At 69.9% G+C, this 21067-nt stretch carries 21 protein-coding genes; 11 read left to right on the forward strand and 10 right to left on the reverse strand.

The annotated features are described in order from the left end of the window. Positions 1–7 precede the first annotated feature (7 nt). From LBN7_RS12030 to LBN7_RS12045, 4 genes are read right to left on the reverse strand one after another with little or no spacing between them, the layout of a single operon-like run. Positions 8–175 carry a hypothetical protein gene (locus LBN7_RS12030; RefSeq protein ID WP_165807979.1) on the reverse strand — a complete coding sequence of 56 codons (168 nt, stop codon included), beginning with the start codon at positions 173–175 and terminating at the stop codon, positions 8–10. Then, a complete protein-coding gene (locus LBN7_RS12035) occupies positions 172–753 on the reverse strand; it encodes a YdeI/OmpD-associated family protein (protein ID WP_407359766.1) in 582 nt (193 codons plus the stop codon). Before LBN7_RS12035 ends, LBN7_RS12030 begins: the two co-directional genes overlap by 4 nt. A 3-nt stretch (positions 754–756) precedes the next feature. After that, positions 757–1569, reverse strand: coding sequence for an HAD-IIA family hydrolase (locus LBN7_RS12040; protein ID WP_116633790.1), 813 nt, complete (start codon positions 1567–1569; stop codon positions 757–759). 9 nt (positions 1570–1578) lie between these two features. Beyond that, positions 1579–2265, reverse strand: coding sequence for a helix-turn-helix domain-containing protein (locus tag LBN7_RS12045; RefSeq protein ID WP_341947358.1), 687 nt, complete (start codon positions 2263–2265; stop codon positions 1579–1581). Between the two features lie 63 nt (positions 2266–2328). Here LBN7_RS12045 and LBN7_RS12050 point away from each other — a divergent pair, with 63 nt between their 5' ends. Then, positions 2329–3945, forward strand: a complete 1617-nt coding sequence (locus tag LBN7_RS12050) for an amidohydrolase (RefSeq protein WP_407359767.1) — start codon at positions 2329–2331, stop codon at positions 3943–3945. Positions 3946–3961: 16 nt separating this feature from the next. Further along, positions 3962–5425, forward strand: a complete 1464-nt coding sequence (locus tag LBN7_RS12055; protein ID WP_407359768.1) for a Na+/H+ antiporter NhaC family protein — start codon at positions 3962–3964, stop codon at positions 5423–5425. A 23-nt stretch (positions 5426–5448) separates the two neighbouring features. Here LBN7_RS12055 and LBN7_RS12060 read toward each other — a convergent pair whose 3' ends face one another. Genes LBN7_RS12060 through LBN7_RS12070 form a run of 3 tightly spaced genes read right to left on the reverse strand, consistent with a single transcriptional unit; the run spans position 5449 to position 7733 of the window. Further along, positions 5449–6081 carry a metal-dependent transcriptional regulator gene (locus LBN7_RS12060; RefSeq protein WP_116633791.1) on the reverse strand — a complete coding sequence of 211 codons (633 nt, stop codon included), beginning with the start codon at positions 6079–6081 and terminating at the stop codon, positions 5449–5451. Positions 6082–6103: 22 nt separating this feature from the next. Next, positions 6104–6403, reverse strand: coding sequence for a hypothetical protein (locus LBN7_RS12065; RefSeq protein WP_116633792.1), 300 nt, complete (start codon positions 6401–6403; stop codon positions 6104–6106). A gap of 52 nt (positions 6404–6455) precedes the next feature. Next, positions 6456–7733, reverse strand: a complete 1278-nt coding sequence (locus tag LBN7_RS12070) for an Nramp family divalent metal transporter (protein WP_407359769.1) — start codon at positions 7731–7733, stop codon at positions 6456–6458. Positions 7734–7855: 122 nt separating this feature from the next. Here LBN7_RS12070 and LBN7_RS12075 point away from each other — a divergent pair, with 122 nt between their 5' ends. The 3 genes from LBN7_RS12075 to LBN7_RS12085 all read left to right on the forward strand — a co-directional run bounded on the left by LBN7_RS12075 (position 7856) and on the right by LBN7_RS12085 (position 9494). Continuing rightward, positions 7856–8506 (forward strand): TrmH family RNA methyltransferase, encoded by a 651-nt coding sequence (locus tag LBN7_RS12075; RefSeq protein WP_116633793.1) that lies wholly within the window; start codon positions 7856–7858, stop codon positions 8504–8506. A 70-nt stretch (positions 8507–8576) separates the two neighbouring features. Continuing rightward, positions 8577–9050, forward strand: coding sequence for a VOC family protein (locus LBN7_RS12080; protein ID WP_407359770.1), 474 nt, complete (start codon positions 8577–8579; stop codon positions 9048–9050). Positions 9051–9077: 27 nt separating this feature from the next. Beyond that, complete coding sequence (locus LBN7_RS12085) at positions 9078–9494, forward strand: DUF732 domain-containing protein (RefSeq protein ID WP_407359771.1); 417 nt, start codon at positions 9078–9080, stop codon at positions 9492–9494. 31 nt (positions 9495–9525) lie between these two features. Here the strand turns inward: LBN7_RS12085 and LBN7_RS12090 are convergent, their stop codons facing one another. Continuing rightward, entirely contained in the window at positions 9526–10848 is a 1323-nt protein-coding gene (locus LBN7_RS12090) for an MATE family efflux transporter (RefSeq protein ID WP_407359772.1), read from the reverse strand. Positions 10849–10897: 49 nt separating this feature from the next. Between LBN7_RS12090 and LBN7_RS12095 the strand changes: the two genes are divergently transcribed. The 3 genes from LBN7_RS12095 to LBN7_RS12105 all read left to right on the forward strand — a co-directional run bounded on the left by LBN7_RS12095 (position 10898) and on the right by LBN7_RS12105 (position 14491). After that, positions 10898–11446 (forward strand): DUF1992 domain-containing protein, encoded by a 549-nt coding sequence (locus tag LBN7_RS12095; RefSeq protein ID WP_407359773.1) that lies wholly within the window; start codon positions 10898–10900, stop codon positions 11444–11446. A gap of 25 nt (positions 11447–11471) precedes the next feature. Then, positions 11472–13436: a M13 family metallopeptidase gene (locus LBN7_RS12100; protein ID WP_407359774.1), complete on the forward strand. Its 1965-nt coding sequence runs from the start codon at positions 11472–11474 to the stop codon at positions 13434–13436. Positions 13437–13549: 113 nt separating this feature from the next. Further along, the gene (locus LBN7_RS12105) at positions 13550–14491 is read left to right on the forward strand and encodes a serine hydrolase (RefSeq protein WP_116633797.1); all 942 of its coding nucleotides are present in this window, start codon (positions 13550–13552) and stop codon (positions 14489–14491) included. A 24-nt stretch (positions 14492–14515) separates the two neighbouring features. On the opposite strand, the gene LBN7_RS12110 is transcribed toward LBN7_RS12105, so the two are convergent. Next, positions 14516–15955, reverse strand: coding sequence for an MFS transporter (locus LBN7_RS12110; protein ID WP_407359775.1), 1440 nt, complete (start codon positions 15953–15955; stop codon positions 14516–14518). 62 nt (positions 15956–16017) lie between these two features. Here LBN7_RS12110 and LBN7_RS12115 point away from each other — a divergent pair, with 62 nt between their 5' ends. Further along, on the forward strand, positions 16018–17343 hold the full coding sequence (locus LBN7_RS12115; RefSeq protein ID WP_407359776.1) for an alpha-hydroxy-acid oxidizing protein: 1326 nt from the start codon (positions 16018–16020) through the stop codon (positions 17341–17343). Positions 17344–17391: 48 nt separating this feature from the next. After that, positions 17392–18081, forward strand: a complete 690-nt coding sequence (locus LBN7_RS12120) for a GNAT family N-acetyltransferase (RefSeq protein WP_116633800.1) — start codon at positions 17392–17394, stop codon at positions 18079–18081. A 9-nt stretch (positions 18082–18090) separates the two neighbouring features. Here LBN7_RS12120 and LBN7_RS12125 read toward each other — a convergent pair whose 3' ends face one another. Beyond that, a complete protein-coding gene (locus tag LBN7_RS12125) occupies positions 18091–19560 on the reverse strand; it encodes a peptide MFS transporter (RefSeq protein ID WP_341947372.1) in 1470 nt (489 codons plus the stop codon). A gap of 105 nt (positions 19561–19665) precedes the next feature. Here LBN7_RS12125 and LBN7_RS12130 point away from each other — a divergent pair, with 105 nt between their 5' ends. Then, the gene (locus LBN7_RS12130; RefSeq protein ID WP_341947373.1) at positions 19666–21051 is read left to right on the forward strand and encodes a glycine--tRNA ligase; all 1386 of its coding nucleotides are present in this window, start codon (positions 19666–19668) and stop codon (positions 21049–21051) included. Positions 21052–21067 lie beyond the last annotated feature (16 nt).

The raw sequence follows: 21067 nt of genomic DNA on the forward strand, positions 1-21067 counted from the left end.
GCTGCGGTCAGCGCTTCCGGTCGTCCTCGTCCCAGGGGCCTTCCCACCAGTTGCCGCCCCCGCCCTCGTCCGACCCGCCGCGGCGACGGGAGCGCACGAACTGCACGATGATCACCGTCAGCGAGCTGAGCAGGATCAGGAAGACGACGAGGAACAGCACGTCGCTCTGGTTCATGGACGCTTCCTCTCCGCGGCATCCGCCACGATCTTCGCGATCCGGGCGGACCGCGTCTCGGGCCGCTTCGCCATCGCGATGTGGGTGAGGCCGAACTTCTTGACCGACTTCGGGAACGCGTCCCAGTTCTCGCGCGCCGCGGGCACGGCGTCGAGCGCTGCCGCGAACTCGTCGGGCTCGATCCCGGCCTCCGGCCCGTCGAGCACCGTCCAGGACCCGTTCGCCTTCGCGACCTCCAGGACGCGGATGCCGGCCGGCGCGAGCAGCCCCTCCGCTTCGAGCAGGGCGATGCGCGCCTTGTTGGTCGCCGCCCATCCGCTGCCGGGGCGGCGCGGCGAGAACCACTGCCCGTTGGCGCGGTCGTCGCCTCCCTCGTCGAAGACGCGCACCGGGCCGTCGATCCATCCGAAGCAGAGCGCCTGCCGCACGGCATCCTCGTAGCCGACGCCGCCGGAGTCCGTGCCACGCACGCTCAGGAGCCAGACGCCGGCCGCGCGTTCGTGGTTCTCCTCGAGCCAGGCGCGCCACGCGGCGGCATCCGCCGCGCGGATCCGTTCGCCCTCGTCAAGCGCGCCCACGGGTCACTTCTTCGTCTTGACCGTCGTGATCGTGTCAGTGATCCGCGGCAGCAGGTCGGCGACCGACTGCACGATCTCGTCGGGGCGGAACGGATACTTCTCGATCTCGGCCTGGTCGCTGATGCCGGTGAGCACCAGCACGGTGTGCAGGCCCGCCTCGATGCCGGCGACCACGTCGGTGTCCATGCGGTCGCCGATCATGCCGGTGCGCTTCGAGTGCGCGCCGATCTTGTTCAGAGCGGAGCGGAACATCATCGGGTTCGGCTTGCCGACGACATACGGCTCCTTGCCCGTGGCCTTCGTGATGAGGGCGGCGATCGCACCCGTCGCCGGCAGCGGGCCGTCGGCGCTCGGGCCCGTGGCATCCGGGTTCGTGACGATGAAGCGCGCGCCGCCGATGATGAGACGGATGGCCTTCGTGATGGCCTCGAACGAGTAGTTGCGCGTCTCGCCGACGACGACGAAGTCGGGGTTCGTCTCGGTCATGATGAAGCCGGCGTCGTGCAGGGCGGTGAGGATGCCGGCCTCGCCGATCACGAACGCCGAGCCGCCGGGGAGCTGCTGCTGCAGGAACGACGCGGTCGCGAGGGCCGAGGTCCAGATCCGTTCCTCCGGCACATGCAGTCCGCTCGTGCGGAGGCGGGCGGAGAGGTCGCGGGCGGTGAAGATCGAGTTGTTCGTGAGCACCAGGTACGGGATGCCGGCGCTCTCCCAGCCGGCGAGCAGCTCGGATGCTCCGGGGATGGCGTCGTTCTCATGGACGAGCACGCCGTCCATGTCGGTGAGCCAGCATTCGATGTCGTCTCGTTGGGCCATGTGCCCAGCCTAGAGGGAGGGGGTGACCGCCGGAGGTCTGATGTCCGCGGACGGGACGGCCCAGGCGGCGAGGCCGGTGATGAGGGCCCGCAGGCCGATGCGGAAGGTCGCCGCGGCGGGGTCATCGCCGGCCCCCGCGCGGAGGCGCTCGGACTCGGCGTAGCGGGGGAACTCGTCGGCCAGCTCCCCCGGGGACATGTTGTCCCCGGGGGCGAGCGCGTCGAGCGCGGAGCCGATGATGAACGACTCGAGGGCGACGATCGTGTCGAGGGTCCGTGCGGCAGGCCAGCCGGCTGCGAGCAGTCGATCGGTGACGGCCTCGTACTGCACGAAGGACTCCCGATCCGCGTCGATGGGGAGGGTCGCCAGGAGGACGATCGCCCCCGGTGCGGTGAGCAGCGCCTCGCGATAGCTGGCGCCCCATCCGAACAGTGCGTCCGCGGCATCCGCCTCGCGCAGCGGCGCGAGATCGGTGAGCCGGCCGATGCGCGCCCGCATCCCGCGGATCACCGCATCGCGGTTCGCGTAGTGGTGGTACAGCGCCGACGTCCGCACGCCGAGCGCTGCGGCGAGCGCGGTCATGGTGAACTGCGCGGGTCCACGTGATCCCGCCACGCGGAACGCCGCCTTGAGGATCTTCTCCTCGGACAGGACGGTGGCGCTCGGGCGACCGGCGCTGCGCTGCTGCTTTGTCATGGACCCGTTCTCTGCTACTTTATTGAAACTCATTCAATTAAACCCCTGTCGGGAGCTCCCGCCATGACCATTGTCACTGCAGACGTGATCATCACGGGCGCGCGCATCATCACCATGGATCCGCGTCGCCCGGTCGCCTCCGCGCTCGCCGTGCGAGACGGCCGCATCCTCGCCGTGGGCGACCACACGACCGTCGCCGAACTCCGCGGGGCGGCTACCGAGGTCCGGGACCATCGGGGGAAGACCCTGACGCCCGGACTCATCGACGCGCACCTGCATCCGATCCAGGGGCTCGAGCTCACGGTCGGAGCCGATCTCGGCGGGATCACCGAGGCCCGCGCCCTCCTCGCCGCCCTCCGCGCCGAGGCGGACCGCGCGCTGGCCGAGGACGCGGACCCCTGGGTGCGCGGCTGGAATCTCGACTACGACGTGTTCCATGCGCTGCCCTGCACGGCGGCCGCGATCGACGACGCGGTGCGCGGCCTGCCCGCGCTCCTGGTGATGTACGACGGGCACACGGCTCTCGCGAGCTCCGCGGGTCTGATCCGCGGCGGGATCACCGGCGCGCGCGACTTCTCCGACAACTCGGTCATCGTGGTCGACGCGCACGGCGCGCCCACGGGTGAGCTGCGGGAGATGTCGGCCTACGAGCCCGTGCGCCTCGCCGCCCCCGCGCTCAGCCGCGAGCAGACGCTCGACGCGACGCATCGGCTGCTGCGCGGTCTCGGCTCGTCCGGTCTCACCGGCGGATGCATCATGGACGGATCCTTCGACACCCTCGACCTGCTGCGCGAGCTCGATGAGAGCGCGCGCCTCCCCATCCGCATCGTGTCGGCCGTCGACCACGAGCCGTCGTTCGATGCCGAGCGGATGGCGGCGAACCTCGCGGTGCGCGACCTGGGCGGAGCGCACTGGCGCGGGGGACTCGTCAAGCTCTACGCCGACGGCGTCGTCGAGACCGGCACCGCCTGGCTCTACGAGCCGGACACCGCGGGAGCGGGCCTCGAGCCGTTCTGGAAGGACCACGCGGCCTACGCGCGCACCGTCGGCGAGTACGCCAGGGCCGGATTCCAGGTGGCGACGCACGCGATCGGCGACCGCGCCATCGGCAGCGCCGTCGACGCGTATCTGCAGGCCGGGCCGCGAGCCGTGAACGGGGCCCCGCACCGCATCGAGCACCTCGAGACCACGGCCGATCGCGATGTCGCGCGCATCGCCGCCGCCGGCATCACGGCTTCGATGCAGCCCCTGCACCTGCAGTGGCGAAAGGCCGACGCCGGGGACGACTGGGCGCACCGCCTGGGCCCCGAGCGTGCGGCGCGGGCGTGGCGGGTTCGCGACTTCTGGGATGCCGGTGCCGCGGTCGCCCTCGGCTCGGACTGGCCGATCGCGCAGAACGACGCGAGGATCGGCCTCGCCTGGGCGATGCTGCGTCGGCGGCCCGGAGCTCCCGATGCTCCGGTGTTCGAACCGGAGCAGCGCCTCACGGCCTACCGGGCGCTGCACGGCTACACCGTCGGCGCGGCGCGCGCCCAGGGCGACGTCGATCTCGGTCGGCTCGCCCCGGGGTACCGCGCCGACTACGCGGTGTGGGATGCCGATCCGCTCCAGGTCTCCGCCGACGAACTCGTCGACGTTCCCGTGTCCGAGACCGCCGTCGGCGGCCTCGTCGTCTCCTGATCACAACGAGGTGAACATGTTCGCTGAGGCGACAACACTCCCGGCCGTCGGCGGCTTCGTGCTGCTTCCCATCCTGGTCATCCTGCTCGTCGCCGTGCTGACGCGCCGGACGCTCTTCGCGCTGTTCTGCGGCACCCTCGTCGGAGCAGTGCTGCTGACCGGCTGGGGCGCCTTCGACACCTGGGTCGAGTACTTCGGCAAGTCGCTCGCGAACGAGACGGCCCAGTGGCTCCTGCTGATCGTGGTGCTGTTCGGCATCCTGATCACACTGTTCGAGCGCTCCGGGATCGTCTCGGACTTCGCGCGGTGGACAGAGCGGTTCGTGAACTCGCGGCGGAAGTCCACCCTGCTGACGTTCTTCCTCTCGGTGGTGCTCTTCGTCGACGACTACCTGAACGTCCTCACCGTCGGCACATCGCTGAAGTCCCTCACCGACCGCTACGCCGTGCCCCGCACGCAGCTGGGGTCGATCATGAAGATGACCGCAGCGCCGATCGCCGTGATCGTGCCGTTCTCGACCTGGGCGCTGTTCTTCTCCGGCCTCTTCGAGGCACAGGGCGTGACCGTCGGGGGATCCGGCTTCGGCGCCTATCTGCAGGCGATCCCGTACATCTTCTTCGGCTGGATCGCGATCGTGGTGGCGTTCCTGATGAGCGCAGGGTGGCTTCCCCGGATCGGCGCGATCAAGCGCGACGCCGTGCGTGCCGAGCGCGACGGCGACGTGTTCCCGCTCGGCACGACCGCGGAGGAGCGCGAGGCCGAGGGTGCCGTCCTCCTTCAGGAGATCCGGGCGACGGATGCCGACGGCTCGACCGCTCAGCGCGTCGCGGTGGCGCTCGAGACCGAAGCCGCCGTCAAGCGGCCGCAGGCCTGGCCCTTCCTGCTGGCGATGGTCACCCTCGTCGGGGTCACGATCCTGACCGAGGCGAACGTCGTGAAGGGCACGGCGGCCGCCCTGGTCGTCACGATCGTGATCACGCTCATCCAGCGGCGCCTGCGCATCCGCGAGGTGCTGGAATCAGCGCTCGCCGGCATCGAGAGCATGCTGTTCGTCGCGGTGCTCACGGTGCTCGCCTTCATGGTGCAGGAGATGAACCTCTCGCTGCACCTCGCCGATTGGGTCATCGCCGTCACGGAGCCCGTGCTCACACCGGCGCTGCTTCCCGCGATCGTGTTCGCCGTCTGCGGCATCTACGCCTATGCGACCGGTTCCTTCTGGGATCTCGCCGCCGTGATCACCCCGGTCGTGCTCCCGCTGGCGATCGCGCTCGGCGCCGACCCGATCCTCGCGGGCGCCGCCGTGTTCTCCGGGGCGGCGCTGGGCAGCACGACCTGCCTCTACGGCGACGGCATCATCCTCGCGTCGCGCTCGATCGGCATCAAGCCGCACAACCTCATGCTCGCGATCTTGCCGTACGCGGGCATCGCGGCGGGCCTGTCGTTCGTGATGTACCTCATCGTCGGCGTGATCGGAGCCTGAGCGCGGCCGGCCGCCGGCGTTCGTCAGGCCGAGAGCCAGACCACGTCGGCGCTGCCGTCCGGAAGCGCGGTGTCCGCGCCGTCCAGGCGCACGCCGGCGACGGTCACGTCGAGGGTGGCGCCGATCTCGACGCCCGCACCCTCCAGTGCGCGCAGCAGGTCCGGATCGCGGTCGTCCACCCGGAGCACGCGGCCGACGTGCCCGATCTCCGCATCCGCCAGCAGGACGAAGGGCTCGCGCTCGACCGCTCCGGAGGCATCGGGGATCGCGTCGCCGTGCGGGTCGAACCGCGGGCGGCCCAGACGTTCGTCGATGCCCTCGAGCAGCCGGTCGCTGATGGTGTGCTCGAGCACCTCGGCCTCGTCGTGCACCTCGTCCCAGCCGTAGTCGAACTCGCGCACGAGCCACGTCTCGATCAGGCGGTGGCGGCGCACCATCGCGAGGGCGCGCTGCGTTCCGGCATCCGTCAGCCGCACGGCGCCGTACGGGACGTGCGAGACGAGACCTGCGGCCGCGAGCTTCTTCACCATCTCGGTGACCGAGGAGGGGGCGATGCCGAGCTTCCCCGCGAGGACCGACGGGGTGATCGGGGCGTCCTGCCATTCGGTGTGGGCGTAGACGGTCTTCAGGTAGTCGTCTGCTGCGGGGGAAGCCACGGGAGTCAGTCTAAATCAGGGGTCAGTTCGCGACCGCGACCAGCACGCCCCAGGCGACCTGCCCCGCGAAGAAGATGACGAGGAAGCCGAGGAGCGCCGCCGCCAGCGACAGACGTCCGTCGTAGTCGGAGACCTGGGCGATGCCGATCCGGCGGGCGCGGAACGACAGTACGAGCGTCGCGATGCCGAGCGCGAGCTGCACCCACGGCCCGCCGACCGGCAGCACCTGCGGGAATGCGATCAGCAGGGCGCCGATCACGCCGGCAGCGAGTCCGCTCCAGCTGAGGAGGCGGACGTTGCGGCGGGCGGTGTCGGCGGACATGACATCGAGCCTATCCGCGCCTCAGACCCCTCTCGTCCCGCTGCCTCCGGTCTCAGGCACCGGTGAGCACCAGCCAGAGCAGCGCCCCGTTGAGCGCGATCAGCAGCACGGATGCCACGATCCCGGCTGCCGTCGTCCACACCCGGTTGGTCCAGGCGCCGAGGGTGCGGCGCTGCGCGGTGAGCGCCACCAGGGGGATGAGCGCGAACGGGATGCCGAACGACAGCACGACCTGGCTGAGGACCAGGGCGAGGGTCGGGTCCACGCCGATCCCGAGGATCACGAGCGCCGGAATCAGGGTCACCAGGCGGCGCGCGAGCAGAGGGACGCGCACGTGCAGCAGGCCGTGCATGATCTCGGCGCCCGCGTAGGCGCCGACCGAGGTCGACGCCAGGCCGGAGGCGAGCAGGCCGACGGCGAAGAACGTGGCGACGACGGGACCGAGACCGGCGGCGAGGGCCGCGTGCGCGCCCTCCAGCGAATCGGTGCCCTCGACGCCGGCGAGGTTTGCCGCGGCCAGCAGCAGGATGCCGAGGTTCACCGAGCCCGCGATGACCATCGCGATCGAGACGTCCCAGCGGGTCGCGGTGAGGAGACGGCGGATGCGCGAGGTCTCGGTGCGCACCGCTTCGTCGCCCGCGTGGGCGGTCGTGGCGCCGAAACGGTCGCGGGCGAGCGAGGAGTGCGCGTAGATGGCGTGCGGCATGATCGTCGCACCCAGGATGGATGCCGCGAGCAGCACCGATCCTGTCCCCTCGAATCGGGGCACGAGGCCGCCGACGACGCCCGCGGGGTCCGGCGGAGCCACGAACACGCCCGCCACGAAGCCCACGGTGATGATGACCATGAGGCCGATGATGACGAACTCGAACGGGCGTGCGCCGCGACGGCTCTGCACCGCCAGCAGGATCATCGACACCGCTCCGGTGATGAGGCCGCCGAGCAGCAGCGGGATGTCGAACAGCAGGTACAGGGCGACCGCGCCGCCGATGACCTCGGCGAGATCGGTCGCCATCGCGACCAGCTCGGCCTGCAGCCAGTACGCGCGACGTGCCCATGGCCGCCGCAGCCGGGAGCCCAGCACCTCGGGCAGGCTCTGGCCCGTGACGACACCGAGCTTCGCCGAGAGGTACTGGATCAGCCAGGCCATCACGTTCCCGGCGAGCACGACCCACACCAGCAGGTAGCCGTACTGGGCTCCCGCCGTCATGTTGCTCGCGACGTTGCCGGGGTCGAGATAGGCGACACCCGCGACGAGAGCGGGTCCGAGGAGCCACAGGCTGCGCTGCGCGGTGGTGCGGGGAGCGGTACGGGGGGACGGCGTCAGCACCGACGGAGAATTTTTAGGCACACCGAAACCATAGCGTGTTTTCGGTGCGCCTAAAAGTGGGAATGGTGCCTGCCTGGGTTCACGTGTCGGCCGACATCTGTGCCGCCGGATAGCCTGGCGTGATGGATGAGCAGACGCCCGACGGGCACACCGGTTCGGTGGCGCAGCCCGGGTACGGCGTCGGCCCGTGGCCGGGTGGTGAGGATGCCTGGCCCGACGGCGACCGCTACGACCCGGAGCTCCTGGCGGCGGGGGACACCCGCAACGTCATCGACCGCTACCGCTACTGGCGCATGGAGGCGATCGTCGCGGATCTCGACACCCAGCGGCATCCGTTCCACGTCGCAATCGAAAACTGGCAGCACGACATGAACATCGGCTCGATCGTGCGCAGCGCCAATGCGTTCCTCGCCGACACCGTGCACATCATCGGGCGCCGCCGCTGGAACAAGCGCGGTGCGATGGTGACGGACCGCTACCAGCACGTCGTGCATCACGAGGACGTCGAGACGTTCGCGGCGTGGGCGGCCGCCGAGGGCATCCCGATCATCGCGGTCGACAACGTCGACGGCGCGGTGCCCGTGGATCGCGCCGACCTTCCGCAGACCTGCGTGCTGCTGTTCGGTCAGGAGGGTCCCGGGCTGTCGGCGGAGGCTCTCGCCGCGGCATCCGCCCATATCGAGATCACGCAGTACGGCTCGACCCGCTCGATCAACGCCAGCGCGGCGGCAGCCGTGATCATGTACGAGTGGTGCCGCAGATACGCCGGCTGATCGTGCCGAGGAACCCCCTCGACAGGCGGTGCCCGCGGGCGTAGCGTGAGTGCCGATCGAGGAGGTCGACATGGCAGGCCCTACGCCCATCCGTCCCTATCTCTGGTTCCACGACTCCGCCCAGGAGGCGATGGAGTACTACGTCTCCGTGTTCCCGAACTCGTCGATCGACCAGGTGACGCTCTACCCGGATGAGAACCTCAGCGAGCACTTCGAGGGCATGGGCGGCAAGGTCATCAACGGCGAGTTCACGCTGAACGGCACGCGGTTCGGCTGCATCGACGGGGGACCGGCGTTCACGTTCAACGAGGCCGTGTCGTTCGTGATCGAGTGCGCCGACCAGGCCGAGATCGACCACTACTGGCAGGCGCTCTCCGCGGTTCCGGAGGCGGAGGCGTGCGGGTGGTGCAAGGACCGGTTCGGCGTCAGCTGGCAGGTGGTCCCCGCCGGCCTCGATCTGCTGCAGCAGCGCCCGGAGCAGATCCAGGCGCTCATGCACATGAAGAAGATCGTGATCGCGGAGCTCGAGATGGCTGTAGCCTGATGCCACTTTCCCGACGAAGGAGCATCGTTGCGCCGAGCACTCGCCCTGGTCCTACTGGCCATCGCACTCGTGGGCTGCTCGCCGACGACGAGCGAGCCGACGTCTCCGCAGGCCGTGGATTCACCGTCTCCGCGACCCTCGGTCACACAGTGGACGCCCGCTCCTGAGGCACCGCTGCCCGAGCTCTCCGAGGCGGAGATCGCACTGGCGGTTCAGATTCGAGAGGCCGCCATCGACGATCTCAACCGCGTATCGGACCGCTCGATCATCGAGATCAGCAGGCAGATCTGTCAGAACCTCGACGCCGGGATCACTCTCGGCGACCTCGAGGCCGGATTTCGGCAGAGTCGTTTCAACGACGACATGATCGCCGCATTCTTCGTGCCCTCCGTCACCGCGCTGTGCCCTGAGCACGCGGGCGTGTTCGACGACGGCGACGTCTGAGCCGCTCCGGGGTCTCTTGCTCGGGACGGCGTCAGACGGCGGCGGCGAGCCAGCGTCCTGACCGCACGCGCCAGCCCAGCGTCGCCAGACGTGCCAGCAGATAGACGCCGAAGAACGCGAGCGCGAGCCAGACGAGGCCGGTACTGCCGTCGACGCCGACCGCGGCGATGATCCACAGCACGGGCAGGAACGGCACGAGGTTCAGGGCACCGGCGATCGCGAGGTACCGCGCGTCGTTCGCCCCCATCAGCACCCCGTCGAGCACGAACACGATGCCGGCGACGGGTTGCGCGGCGGCCAGCAGGATCAGCGCCGGCTGCACGAGCGCCGCGATCTCCGGGTCGCCGGTGAAGACGAGGCCGAGCACCCCCGAGCTCGCGGCGATCAGCGCACCGACCGCGAGACCGAACCACGCACCCCAGGCCACGGTGCGGCCGAGCACTCGGTGCACCTGCTTCTCGTCGCCGGCTCCGAGCTCCTTGCCGATCAGCGCCTGCGCGGCGATCGCCAGCGCGTCGAGCGCGAAGGCCGCGGCGGAGAAGATGGTGAAGACGATCTGCCAGCCTGCGAGCTCCTCGGTCCCGATGCCCGTGGCGACGGCGACCGTCACGAGGAGGGCGACGCGCAGGCTCACGGTGCGCAGGAACAGCCAGCCGCCGGAGGCGGCGGTGCTGCGCATGCCCGCCCGCTGTGCACGGAGCGAAGCGCTGTGCCGGGTGGCGAGCCGGCGCACGACCAGCACGTACGCGGCGACCATGCCCCACTGCGCGGCGACGGTGCCCGCGGCGGATCCGGCGATGCCCCACCCGAACCCGTAGATGAAGAGCCAGTTGAGCAGCGCGTTGGCGCCGAATCCGAGGCCGGCGATCCACAGCGGCGTCACCGTGTCCTGCATCCCGCGCAGCAGGCCGGTCGCGGCGAACACGATCAGCATCGCCGGCAGCCCCCACATCGAGATGACGAGGTAGGCGTTCGCCTGTTCGGCGACGGCTTCCCCCGCACCGAACAGCGAGACGAGCCACGGCGATGCGACGGTGCCGACGACAGCGAGCGCCGCGCCCAGCGCGAGAGCCAGCCACATCCCGTTCACTCCCACGGTCACGGCTTCGCCGGGTCGGCCGGCGCCGAAGCGACGAGCGACCGCCGGGGTGGTCGAGTACGCGAGGAAGACCATCAGGCCGACGATCGTCTGCAGCACGGCCCCGGCGATGCCAAGCCCGGCGAGCGGCGTGGTGCCCAGATGCCCGACCAGGGCCGCGTCGACGATGAGGAAGGCGGGCTCCGCGATCAGAGCGCCCAGCGCGGGAACGGCGAGCCGCAGGATCTCTCGATTGAGGGAGCGGCGCGCGGTCATCTTCCGAGCTTAGGGTGGGGAGGGAACTCGGATGCTGCGGAGGTGCATCATGACGGATCCACGGGAGAGCGCTGCGCGATATCGGGCGCGGCAGCAGCAGGGCTCGACGGGCGACGACGAGGAGGGCATCGCCCCGGGCGTCGCGGCCGCCGTCGATCGGGCGGCCTTCATCGAGACAGCGATCCAGGTGGCGATCCGGCGTGGCGAGTTCGACGACCTGCCCGGTGCGGGCAAGCCGCTGGAGGGTCTGGGCACGCACCACGATCCGGACTGGTGGATCCGCCGCAAGATCGAGACCGAGAACCTCACCGGGCTCGGCCCGCCCGCCATCCTGCTGCGCAACGAGGACCGCGAGCTCGACGATCAGCTCGACCTCCTCGGCCGGGAGGCCGACGTGCGCGATGTGCTGGACGACTTCAACCGGCGCGTGATCGAGGCGCGTCGTCAGCTCCAGGGAGGCCCTCCGGTGGTCACCGCGACCAGGGACGTCGAGGCCTCGGTGGCAGCCTGGCGCGAGCGCCGTGCGGCCCGGCCCGCGGCATCCGCTCCCGAGCCGGAGCGTCGCCGCCGTCGCTGGGGGATCCGCAAGACCGAATGACGGAGGCGCGTCATAGGCTGTTCGCATGACTGACGTTCTTCCCGTGGGCCTCGCCCTTGATGAGTTCAGCTCCGACATCCGCCCGCAGGACGACCTGTACCGCCACGTGAACGGCGCCTGGCTCGCTCGCACCGAGATCCCGGGCGACAAGGCGCGCTGGGGCTCGTTCCACCTGCTCGCGGAGCAGGCCGAGAAAGACGTCAGGACGATCATCGAGGAGTCGCAGGATGCCGAGGACGGCACCCTCGCCCGCAAGATCGGCGACCTGTTCGCGAGCTTCATGGACACCGCGCGCATCGAAGCGGCCGGCACGGCTCCGCTCGCCGACACCCTGGCCGAGATCGACGCGATCGACAGCATCCCGTCGTTCCTGCGCACGGTCGGCGCCTATGACCGCGACGGCCGCGCGCACCTGATCGGGTTCTACGTCGACGGCGACCCGGGCGACCCGGAGCGCTACGTGCCGGTCATCGTGCAGTCGGGGCTCTCGCTGCCCGACGAGAGCTACTTCCGGCTCGACACGTTCGAGGAGACGAGGGCCAAGTACCGCGCGCACCTCGAGCGTCTGCTCGCGCTCGCCGGAATCGCGGATGCCGCCGCCCAGGCCGACCGGGCGATCACGCTCGAGACCGAGCTGGCCGGCCACCACTGGGACAACGTGAAGAGCCGCGACGCGGTCGCGACCTACAACCTGAAGAACTGGACCGAGATCCAGGAGCTCGCCGGCGTGGACCTCGCCCCCTGGCGCGAAGCGGTCGCCCCGTCGAACCCGCGTGCTTTCGACGAGGCCGTCGTCTCGCAGCCGAGCTTCCTCGAGGGCCTCGGCGCGCTTCTCACCGCCGAGCGCCTCGACGACTGGAAGGCCTGGCTGCGCGCGCAGGTCGTGCACGCGGCGGCGCCGTACCTGACCGACGACTTCGTGCAGGAGAACTTCTCGTTCTACGGGACCGAGCTCACCGGCGTCCCGACGATCCGCGAGCGCTGGAAGCGCGGCGTCTCGGTGACCGAGGGCGCACTGAGCGAGGCGATCGGCAAGGTCTACGTCGAGCGCCACTACCCGCCGACGGCGAAGGCGGCGATGGACGAGCTCGTCGCGAACCTCATCGAGGCGTACCGCCGGAGCATCACGGACCTCGAGTGGATGACGGCCGAGACGCGCGAGCGCGCGCTGGCCAAGCTCGACTCCTTCACCCCCAAGATCGGCCACCCGACCGTGTGGCGCGATTACTCGAGCCTCACGATCGACCGGGCCGACCTGTTCGGCAACATCCGCCATGCCGCGATCGTCGAGCACGACCGCCACGTCGACAAGGTCGGCAAGCCGATCGACCGCGACGAGTGGCACATGCCGCCGCAGATGGTGAACGCCTACTACAACCCGTCGATGAACGAGATCGTGTTCCCCGCGGCGATCCTGCAGTACCCGTTCTTCGACGCCGCACGAGATGCCGCCGCGAACTACGGCGGCATCGGCGCGGTCATCGGCCACGAGATCGGCCACGGATTCGACGATCAGGGCAGCCGCTACGACGGAGACGGCCGGCTCCAGGACTGGTGGACCGACGCCGATCGCGCCGCCTTCGAGGAGCGCACCAAGGCACTCATCGCGCAGTACGACGAGCTCGTCCCCGAAGGGCTGGACGCGGAGCATCACGTCAACGGCGCCCTGACGATTGGCGAGAACATCGGCGACCTCGGCGGCCTGGGCATCGCGCTGAAGGCCTACGAGCTGTCGCTCGCCGGCGCCGCGGATCCTGTCATCGACGGCTACACGGGAGTCCAGCGCCTGCTGCTCTCCTGGGCCCAGGTCTGGCAGCAGAAGAGCCGCGACGCCGAGACCCTGCGGCTCCTCACGATCGACCCGCACTCGCCGAACGAGTTCCGCTGCAACCAGATCGTGCGCAACATCGACGCCTTCTACGCCGCGTTCGACGTGAGCGAGGACGATGCGCTGTGGCTGCCGCAGGAGTCCCGGGTGACCATCTGGTGACCGATCACCGCAGTCTGTGACGATCTCCCCGGCGGCGGGGTTACGATATCCCTGCCGCTGGGGAGCGCATCCTCTCGGTATCCCGCAATCCCCATCCCCCCTAAGGATCACGCGTGGGCGCTCCCGAGCCTTTCGAAGGGTTCCGCAACTCGCAGGCCCCGGCCTCTGCCGGCGGACGTCGGTCGCAGCGCGCCAGCAGACGCCTCCCGCGACGAGCCGCCGTCGGACGCCGGTCGTTCACCTCGACCCTGCGGTCGCTGGAGGAGCTGGCGGACGCCGGTGCGCAGGTCTCCGTGCACGTCGTCGACCTCGACAGCCACGTGCACGTGCTCTCGGGCGATGACCACGTCACGATGCCGGTCGCGGGGCTCGGCGTCGTGCCGCTGCTGATCGAGGTGGCGGCGGGTTTCGAGAACGGCACGCTGGATCCCCTGGAGATCGTCGACCGCACGGTCGTGGAGGCGGTGGAGACCTCGGGGCTGTGGCGGAACCTGCACGCCCCCGCGCTGCCGCTCGAAGATCTCGCGGTGCTGGCTGCCACCGCCGGTGACCCGATCGCGGTGAACGCTCTGCTGCAGCGGGTCGGGCACGATCGAGTGCGCGAGCGCATCGAGTCGCTCGGGCTGCGTCGCACAGCACTGCTCGACCGCTTCCGCGACCAGCGCGGTCCCGACGACGCACCGCAGGTCGCGGTGGGATCGGCCCGCGAGCTCGCCGGCCTCTTCTCGGCGCTCGTGAACTCGCAGGTCGTCGACGCCGCGGTCAGCGCCCAGGTGTCGGAGTGGCTCAGCCTCAATCAGGATCTGAGCCTGGTGGCGGCATCCACGGGTCTCGATCCGTTCTCGCACGATCACGACGCCCACGGGCTGCTCTTCATCAACAAGACGGGCCGCGATCGCGGCGTGCGTGCCGAGGCCGGCGTGCTCGCCGGGCCCCGCGCCGGCATCGCCTACTCGCTCATCGTCTGCTTCGACGACCTCTCGATCACCCACCGTCTGCGCGCGCACGACGCGTTCCGCGTGCTCGGTGTGGAGCTCATGGAGTACACGCACTGAGAGCCGTCGCTCTCGGCCGAAGCGTCAGCCCGGCAGCGATGGATGCTGCTCGGCGCTGCGCTGGCGGGGGATGAACAGCGACAGCACGACGGCGACGATGCCCGCGGCGATCGCCAGCCAGAAGCACACGTCGAACGCGGCGCGCGTCGGCATCGCCACGCCGTCGGCGTCGGTGCTCATCGCCGCGAGGATCCCGCCCATGACGGCGGAGGCGCTGGACGTGCCGACCGAGCGGAACAGGGCGTTCAGGCCGTTGGATGCTCCGGTCTCGTTCGCCGGGACGGAGCGCATGATGATCATCGGCATGGCCGCGAAGGTGAAACCGATGCCCACGCCGATGAGGATGTTCGCGGCGAGGATGTGCCACACCTCGCTCGACCACAGCAGCACGAACAGATAGGCGAGCACGATCGCGGCAGCGCCGATCGTGAAGAGCGGGCGTGGGCCGACGGTGCGCTCGAGCCGTCCGGACAGCGGTGAGATGACCATCATCACCAGTCCGGCCGGCATGACGACGAGCGCGGCGCCGACCATGTCGAGGCCGAACCCCGAGCTCGCGACGGGCATCTCGAGCAGCTGCGGGAACGTGATGTTGGATCCGAACAGGGCGAAGCCCATGCCGATCGCGGCGATGTTCGTGAAGAGCACGGCGGGACGCGCGGCGACGCGCAGGTCGAGCAGCGGGTCTTTCGTGCGCAGCTGGTACCAGCCCCAGACGAGCAGCACGATGACGCCGCCGATGATGCTCGTGAGCGTGAGAGGCGCCGCCCAGCCCCACTCCGCACCTCGGGACACGAAGAGCAGGATGCCGGTGAGCCCGATCGCGAGCCCGATCGCGCCGATCACGTCGAGGCGGCCGGGGGAGCGCAGGACGTCTTCCGGCACGACGAGCAGCACGAGCGCGAGGCCGACGGCTCCGAGCGCGGCGGCGAGCCAGAAGAGCATGTGCCAGTCGGCGTGCTCGGCGAGAAGAGCGGCGACCGGGAGTCCGATCGCTCCGCCCACGCCCATGGTGGCGCTCATCAGGGCGACAGCGGTTCCCAGGCGCTCGGGTGGCAGGACGTCGCGCATGATCGCGATGCCGAGCGGGACGACACCCGTGACGGCACCCTGCAGGGCGCGGCCGATGATGACGCCCACGATCGATCCGGAGAGTGCGGCGATGAGGGAACCGGCGACGAGGAGCGCCAGCAGCACGATCACGACGCGGCGCTTGCCGTACATGTCGCCCAGGCGTCCGGAGATCGGGGTGGCGACGGCGGCCACGAGCAGTGTGATCGTGACGACCCAGGTGGTGTCCTCGCGTGAGGCGTTCAGGAGCTGCGGGAGCTCCGCCTGCAGCGGCACCACCAGCGTGAACATGAACGACGAGCACAGCCCCGCGAACGCGAGAACCGCGACGATCGCCCATTTCGGTGGGGTTCTCGAGAGACGTCTCCTGGCCTTGTCCTCGTTCGCACCCACCGACCAAGGCTATCGGCGCTCCCGACACCCGAGGGTCGAACGGCTCTGACTAACATGTGGACATGGTCACGAGCAGCGTCGCTCCGGACGATCCGGCCGCCAGTCGCGGCATCTCCCGGCGCGCCCAGTCCGACATCTACCGCGCCGGCATCAGCGGGACGAAGCCCACGGTGCCGATCGACTCCGCGGGGCTGAAGGCGGCGGCGCGCAAGGCGCTGAGCGCCGAGGCGTTCGCCTACATCGCCGGAGGTGCGGGCGCCGAGCGAACCGTGGCGGCCAACCGCGCGGCGTTCGGACGCTGGCAGGTGTGGCCGCGTCCGCTGCGCGATGTCTCCGCGCGCGACCTCGGCGTCGACTTCCTCGGCACGCGCCGTCCGACTCCGCTGCTGCTCGCTCCGCTCGGGGTGATGGAGATGGCGCACGCGGATGCCGACCTCGCGGTGGCCAGAGCCGCGGCATCCGTCGGCGTGCCGTACACGCTCTCGAACCAGGCGTCGTTCCCGATGGAGCAGGTGGCGGATGCCGCGCCGCAGGGGTCCCGCCTGTTCCAGCTCTACTGGTCGGCGTCGGACGACCTGAACCGCTCGCTGCTCGCCCGCGCCGAGGCGTCCGGCTGCGAGGCGATCGTCGTCACGCTCGACACTCATCTGCTGGGCTGGCGGACGCGGGATCTCGATCTGGCGTATCTGCCGTTCACTCGGGGCATGGGCATCGCGCAGTACACGAGCGATCCGGTCTTCCAGCAGCTCGTGCGCGAACGGGTGAGCGCTCCGAAGACGGATGCCGCGGCCGTGAAGGTCACGGCCCAGGCCGTCCGGGCGGCATTGACGATCGCGAGGAAGGGCGCGCCTCTCACAGGAGGCGGCTCGCTGCGCGACAATCTGCGCTCACCCCTGCCGAGGGCCGCGGTCGAGACGTTCCTCGATGTGTTCTCCACCCCGGCGCTGACCTGGGGCGACCTCGCCAAGGCGCGGGAGTGGACGACCCTGCCGATCATCCTCAAGGGGATCGTGCACCCCGACGATGCGCAGAGCGCCCTGGACGCCGGGATGGACGGGATCTGGATCTCGAACCACGGCGGCCGCCAGATCGACCAGTCCGTGCCCACGCTCGCCGTGCTGCCCGAGATCGCCGACCGCGTGGCCGGCCGGGTGCCGATCGTGTTCGACTCCGGCGTGCGCGGAGGAGCGGATGCCGCGATCGCCCTCGCTCTGGGCGCCACCGTCGTGGCGCTCGGGCGTCCCTACGCGTACGGTCTCGGCATCGCGGGGGAGGCGGGGGTGCGCGAGGTGATCCGCAACGTGCTCGCCGAGCTCGACATCACCGTCGGCCTGGCGGGCCTGACGTCGGTGTCGCAGCTGGATCGGGACGCCCTGCGCGCCGTCTGATCCGGATGCCGATTCCTCGAACCGGCCGAGGAGGGGCAGACTGGGTTCGTGCGAACCATCCGCGATCTCGACACCGTTGAACTCATCCTCGACGCGCAGGGTCTGCTCGACTCCATCAGGGGTCCGCAGCGCGTCGTGGATGCCGGCACTCTGCGCGCCCTGCAGCAATCGGGCAACTACGTCGTCGGCTTCTTCGACGGCGAGGGCGACGACGAGCGCATGGTCGGCGCGTCGATCGCGTTCTTCGGAGAGCCGGCACGCCGTGCGATGCACTCGCACATCACCGCGCTGCTGCCCGAGTACCGCGGCCGCGGGTGGGGCCGCGAGCTCAAGGAGCACCAGCGCCAGTGGGCGTTCTCGCGCGACGTCGGCCGCATCACCTGGACGTTCGACCCGCTCGTGGCGCGCAACGCGCACTTCTTCTTCTCGGTGCTGGGCGCCAGGGCCACCGGGTACTCGGTGAACCGCTACGGCATCTTCGGCGGCGGAGACGCCGGCGACGAGAGCGACCGGCTCGACGTCGAGTGGGCTCTCGCCGACATCGCGAAGCCCCCGGCATCCGACACGGTCGTCCAGACCCTCGAGATCCCCGCCGACATCGAGTCGCTGCGTGTCTCCGACCCCGACGCCGCCCACGAGTGGCGTATGCGCCTGCGTGGCGAGATGGAGGAGCTCCTCGGACGCGGCCTCCGGGTCGCCGGGTTCGACGTCGAGCGGGGCTACCTCTTCACGGAGTGACGCCGGCCGTCACCGTACCCCGCGCATGAGCTTCAGCACGGGCTTGACCGAGAGCAGCAGTCCGATCCCGACGACGATCGCGATGGCGCCGAGGATCGAGAAGAACGGCACCTCGTTCTCGGGGTCGTAGAAGGCCACGAGCTGCCCCGAGATCGCGGTGCCCAGCGCGACCGACAGGAAGAACAGCGCCACCATCTGCGTCTGGAACACGGCCGGGGCGAGCTTCGTGCTCGCCGACAGCCCGACGGGCGACAGCAGCAGCTCGGCGACGGTGAACACGAACAGGATGCCCACGATCGCCAGCACCGGCGTGGTGTTCTCCCCTCCGCCTGCGAACGGGAGGAACAGCAGGAACGCGGATCCCATGATGATCGCGGCGAGTCCGAACTTCACCGGGGTGGAGGGCTGGCGTCTGCCGAGTTTCGTCCAGAGGGCGGCGAAGACACCCGACAGGATGATGATGAAGACCGGGTTGATCGACTGCACCCACGAGACCGGCATCTCCCAGCCGAAGAGCGAGCGGTCCAGGCGCTTGTCGGAGTAGATCGTCAGCACCGTGAACTGCTGCTGATACAGCGACCAGAACGCGACGCTGGTGATGAACAGCGGCAGGAAGCCCCACACGCGCGACCGCTCGGTCGCGTCGATGCGGGGACTGCGCAGGATCACCGTGAAGTAGGCGATCGCTGCGACGACCGTGACGCCGATGACGATGGGGGCGAGGTTGTCGGCGCGGATGACTCCGAGCAGCACGAGCACCGCGATGAGCACGACGGCGGTGACCGCGATCACGACGACCAGACGGTAGCGCGACGAGGGCAGCGGGTTCGGCACCACGCGTGCGGCTGCGGGCAGGGATCGGCGGCCGAACGAGTACTGCACCAGGCCGAGGGTCATTCCGACAGCCGCCAGACCGAAGCCCCAGTGGAAGCCCAGGGTCGACTGCAGGATGCCGGTCAGGATGGGGCCGAGGAAGCCGCCGAGGTTGATCCCGAGGTAGAAGAGCGAGAAGCCGGCGTCGCGCCGGGTGTCGTCCGGCGCGTAGAGCGTTCCGACGACCGAGGTCGCGTTCGCCTTGAGGCCACCCGATCCGAGCGCGACCAGGACGAGACCGACGCCCACGCCGAGCACGCCGGGGATGAGGGCCAGCGCGATGTGCCCCGCGACGATCACGATGGCGCTGACGAACAGGACACGCTCCGACCCGAACAGTCGGTCCGCGAGCCAGGCGCCGAGGATGGTGGCGAGGTAGACGGATCCGCCGTAGGCGCCGACGATGCCGCCCGCCACCGCCTCGGGGATCCCGAGCCCGCCCTGGGTGGCCGAGTAGTACAGGTAGATGAGCAGGATCCCCTGCATGCCGTAGAAGCTGAATCGCTCCCACATCTCCACGCCGAAGATGTGGACCAGCGACCACGGCTGTCCGAAGAATCGTGTGTCATCGTCGCGGGTCCGACCGGTCGGCTGCGCAGTGCTCATCCCACGACGGTACCCTTCGGCAGGCTCAGTGACCCCGTTTCGCGACGGATAGAATGGGGGTGCCCGTGCTCACGGGTTCTCCCGCTTCCGACCATTGGAGCCACCATGGCCGAACAGTCCCGCCTCGACAAGGTCATCGCCCTCGCCCGCCACCGCGGGTTCGTGTTCCAGGCCGGTGAGATCTACGGCGGTTCGCGTTCGGCATGGGACTACGGCCCCCTCGGCACCGAGCTCAAGGAGAATATCCGTCGGCAGTGGTGGCAGACGTTCGTGCGCGGCCGTGGCGACATGGTCGGCCTCGACTCCTCGATCATCCTCCCCAAGCGCGTGTGGGAGGCATCGGGTCACGTCGCGACCTTCACCGACCCGCTGGTCGAGTGCCTGCAGTGCCACAAGCGCTTCCGTGCCGACAACCTCATCGAGGACTTCGAGGCGCGCAAGGGCCGCAAGGCCGAGAACGGCCTCGCCGACATCCCCTGCCCCAACTGCGGCACCAAGGGCCAGTACACCGAGCCGAAGGCGTTCTCCGGCCTGGTGAAGACGTACCTCGGCGTCGTCGACGACGAGTCGGGCCTCTACTACCTGCGCCCCGAGACGGCGCAGGGCATCTTCGTGAACTTCTCGAACGTGCTCACCGCGAGCCGCAAGAAGCCGCCGTTCGGCATCGGCCAGGTCGGCAAGGCGTTCCGCAACGAGATCACCCCGGGTAACTTCATCTTCCGCACCCGCGAGTTCGAGCAGATGGAGATCGAGTTCTTCACGCCGCCCGCCGAGGCGCCGCAGTGGTTCGAGCACTGGGTGGAGGCGTGCTGGAACTGGTTCATCGATCTCGGCATCGACCCCGAGAACATGCGTCAGTTCGACGTGCCGGAAGACGATCGCGCGCACTACTCCGCCGGCACCATCGACGTCGAGTACAAGTTCGGCTTCGCGGGCAAGGAGTGGGGCGAGCTCATGGGCGTCGCCAACCGCACCGACTACGACCTGTCGAGCCACAGCGAGGCATCCGGCCAGAGCCTGACGTACTTCGACCAGGCCACGGGCGAGCGCTACACCCCCTACGTGATCGAGCCGTCGTTCGGTCTCACCCGCGCCATGATGGCGTTCCTCGTCGACGCGTATCGCGAGGAGGAGGTCCCGAACGCCAAGGGCGGCTCCGACGTGCGCACGGTGCTGAAGCTCGACCCGCGTCTCGCCCCGGTCAAGGCCGCAGTGCTGCCGCTGTCGCGCAACGAGCGGCTCTCGCCCCTCGCCCGCGAGGTCGCCGACACGCTCCGGAGCTCCTGGGCGGTCGACTTCGACGACGCCGGCGCGATCGGCCGGCGCTACCGTCGCCAGGACGAGATCGGCACCCCGTTCTGCGTCACGGTCGACTTCGACTCGCTCGACGACCGTGCTGTCACCGTGCGCGACCGCGACACGATGGCGCAGGAGCGCGTCTCGATCGACGGCCTGCACGCCTACCTCGCGGAGCGTCTCAAGGGCGCCTGAGCGCCCGGCCTCACCG

This window comes from Microbacterium sp. LBN7 (assembly GCF_045690345.1).
Taxonomy (GTDB): Bacteria; Actinomycetota; Actinomycetes; order Actinomycetales; family Microbacteriaceae; genus Microbacterium.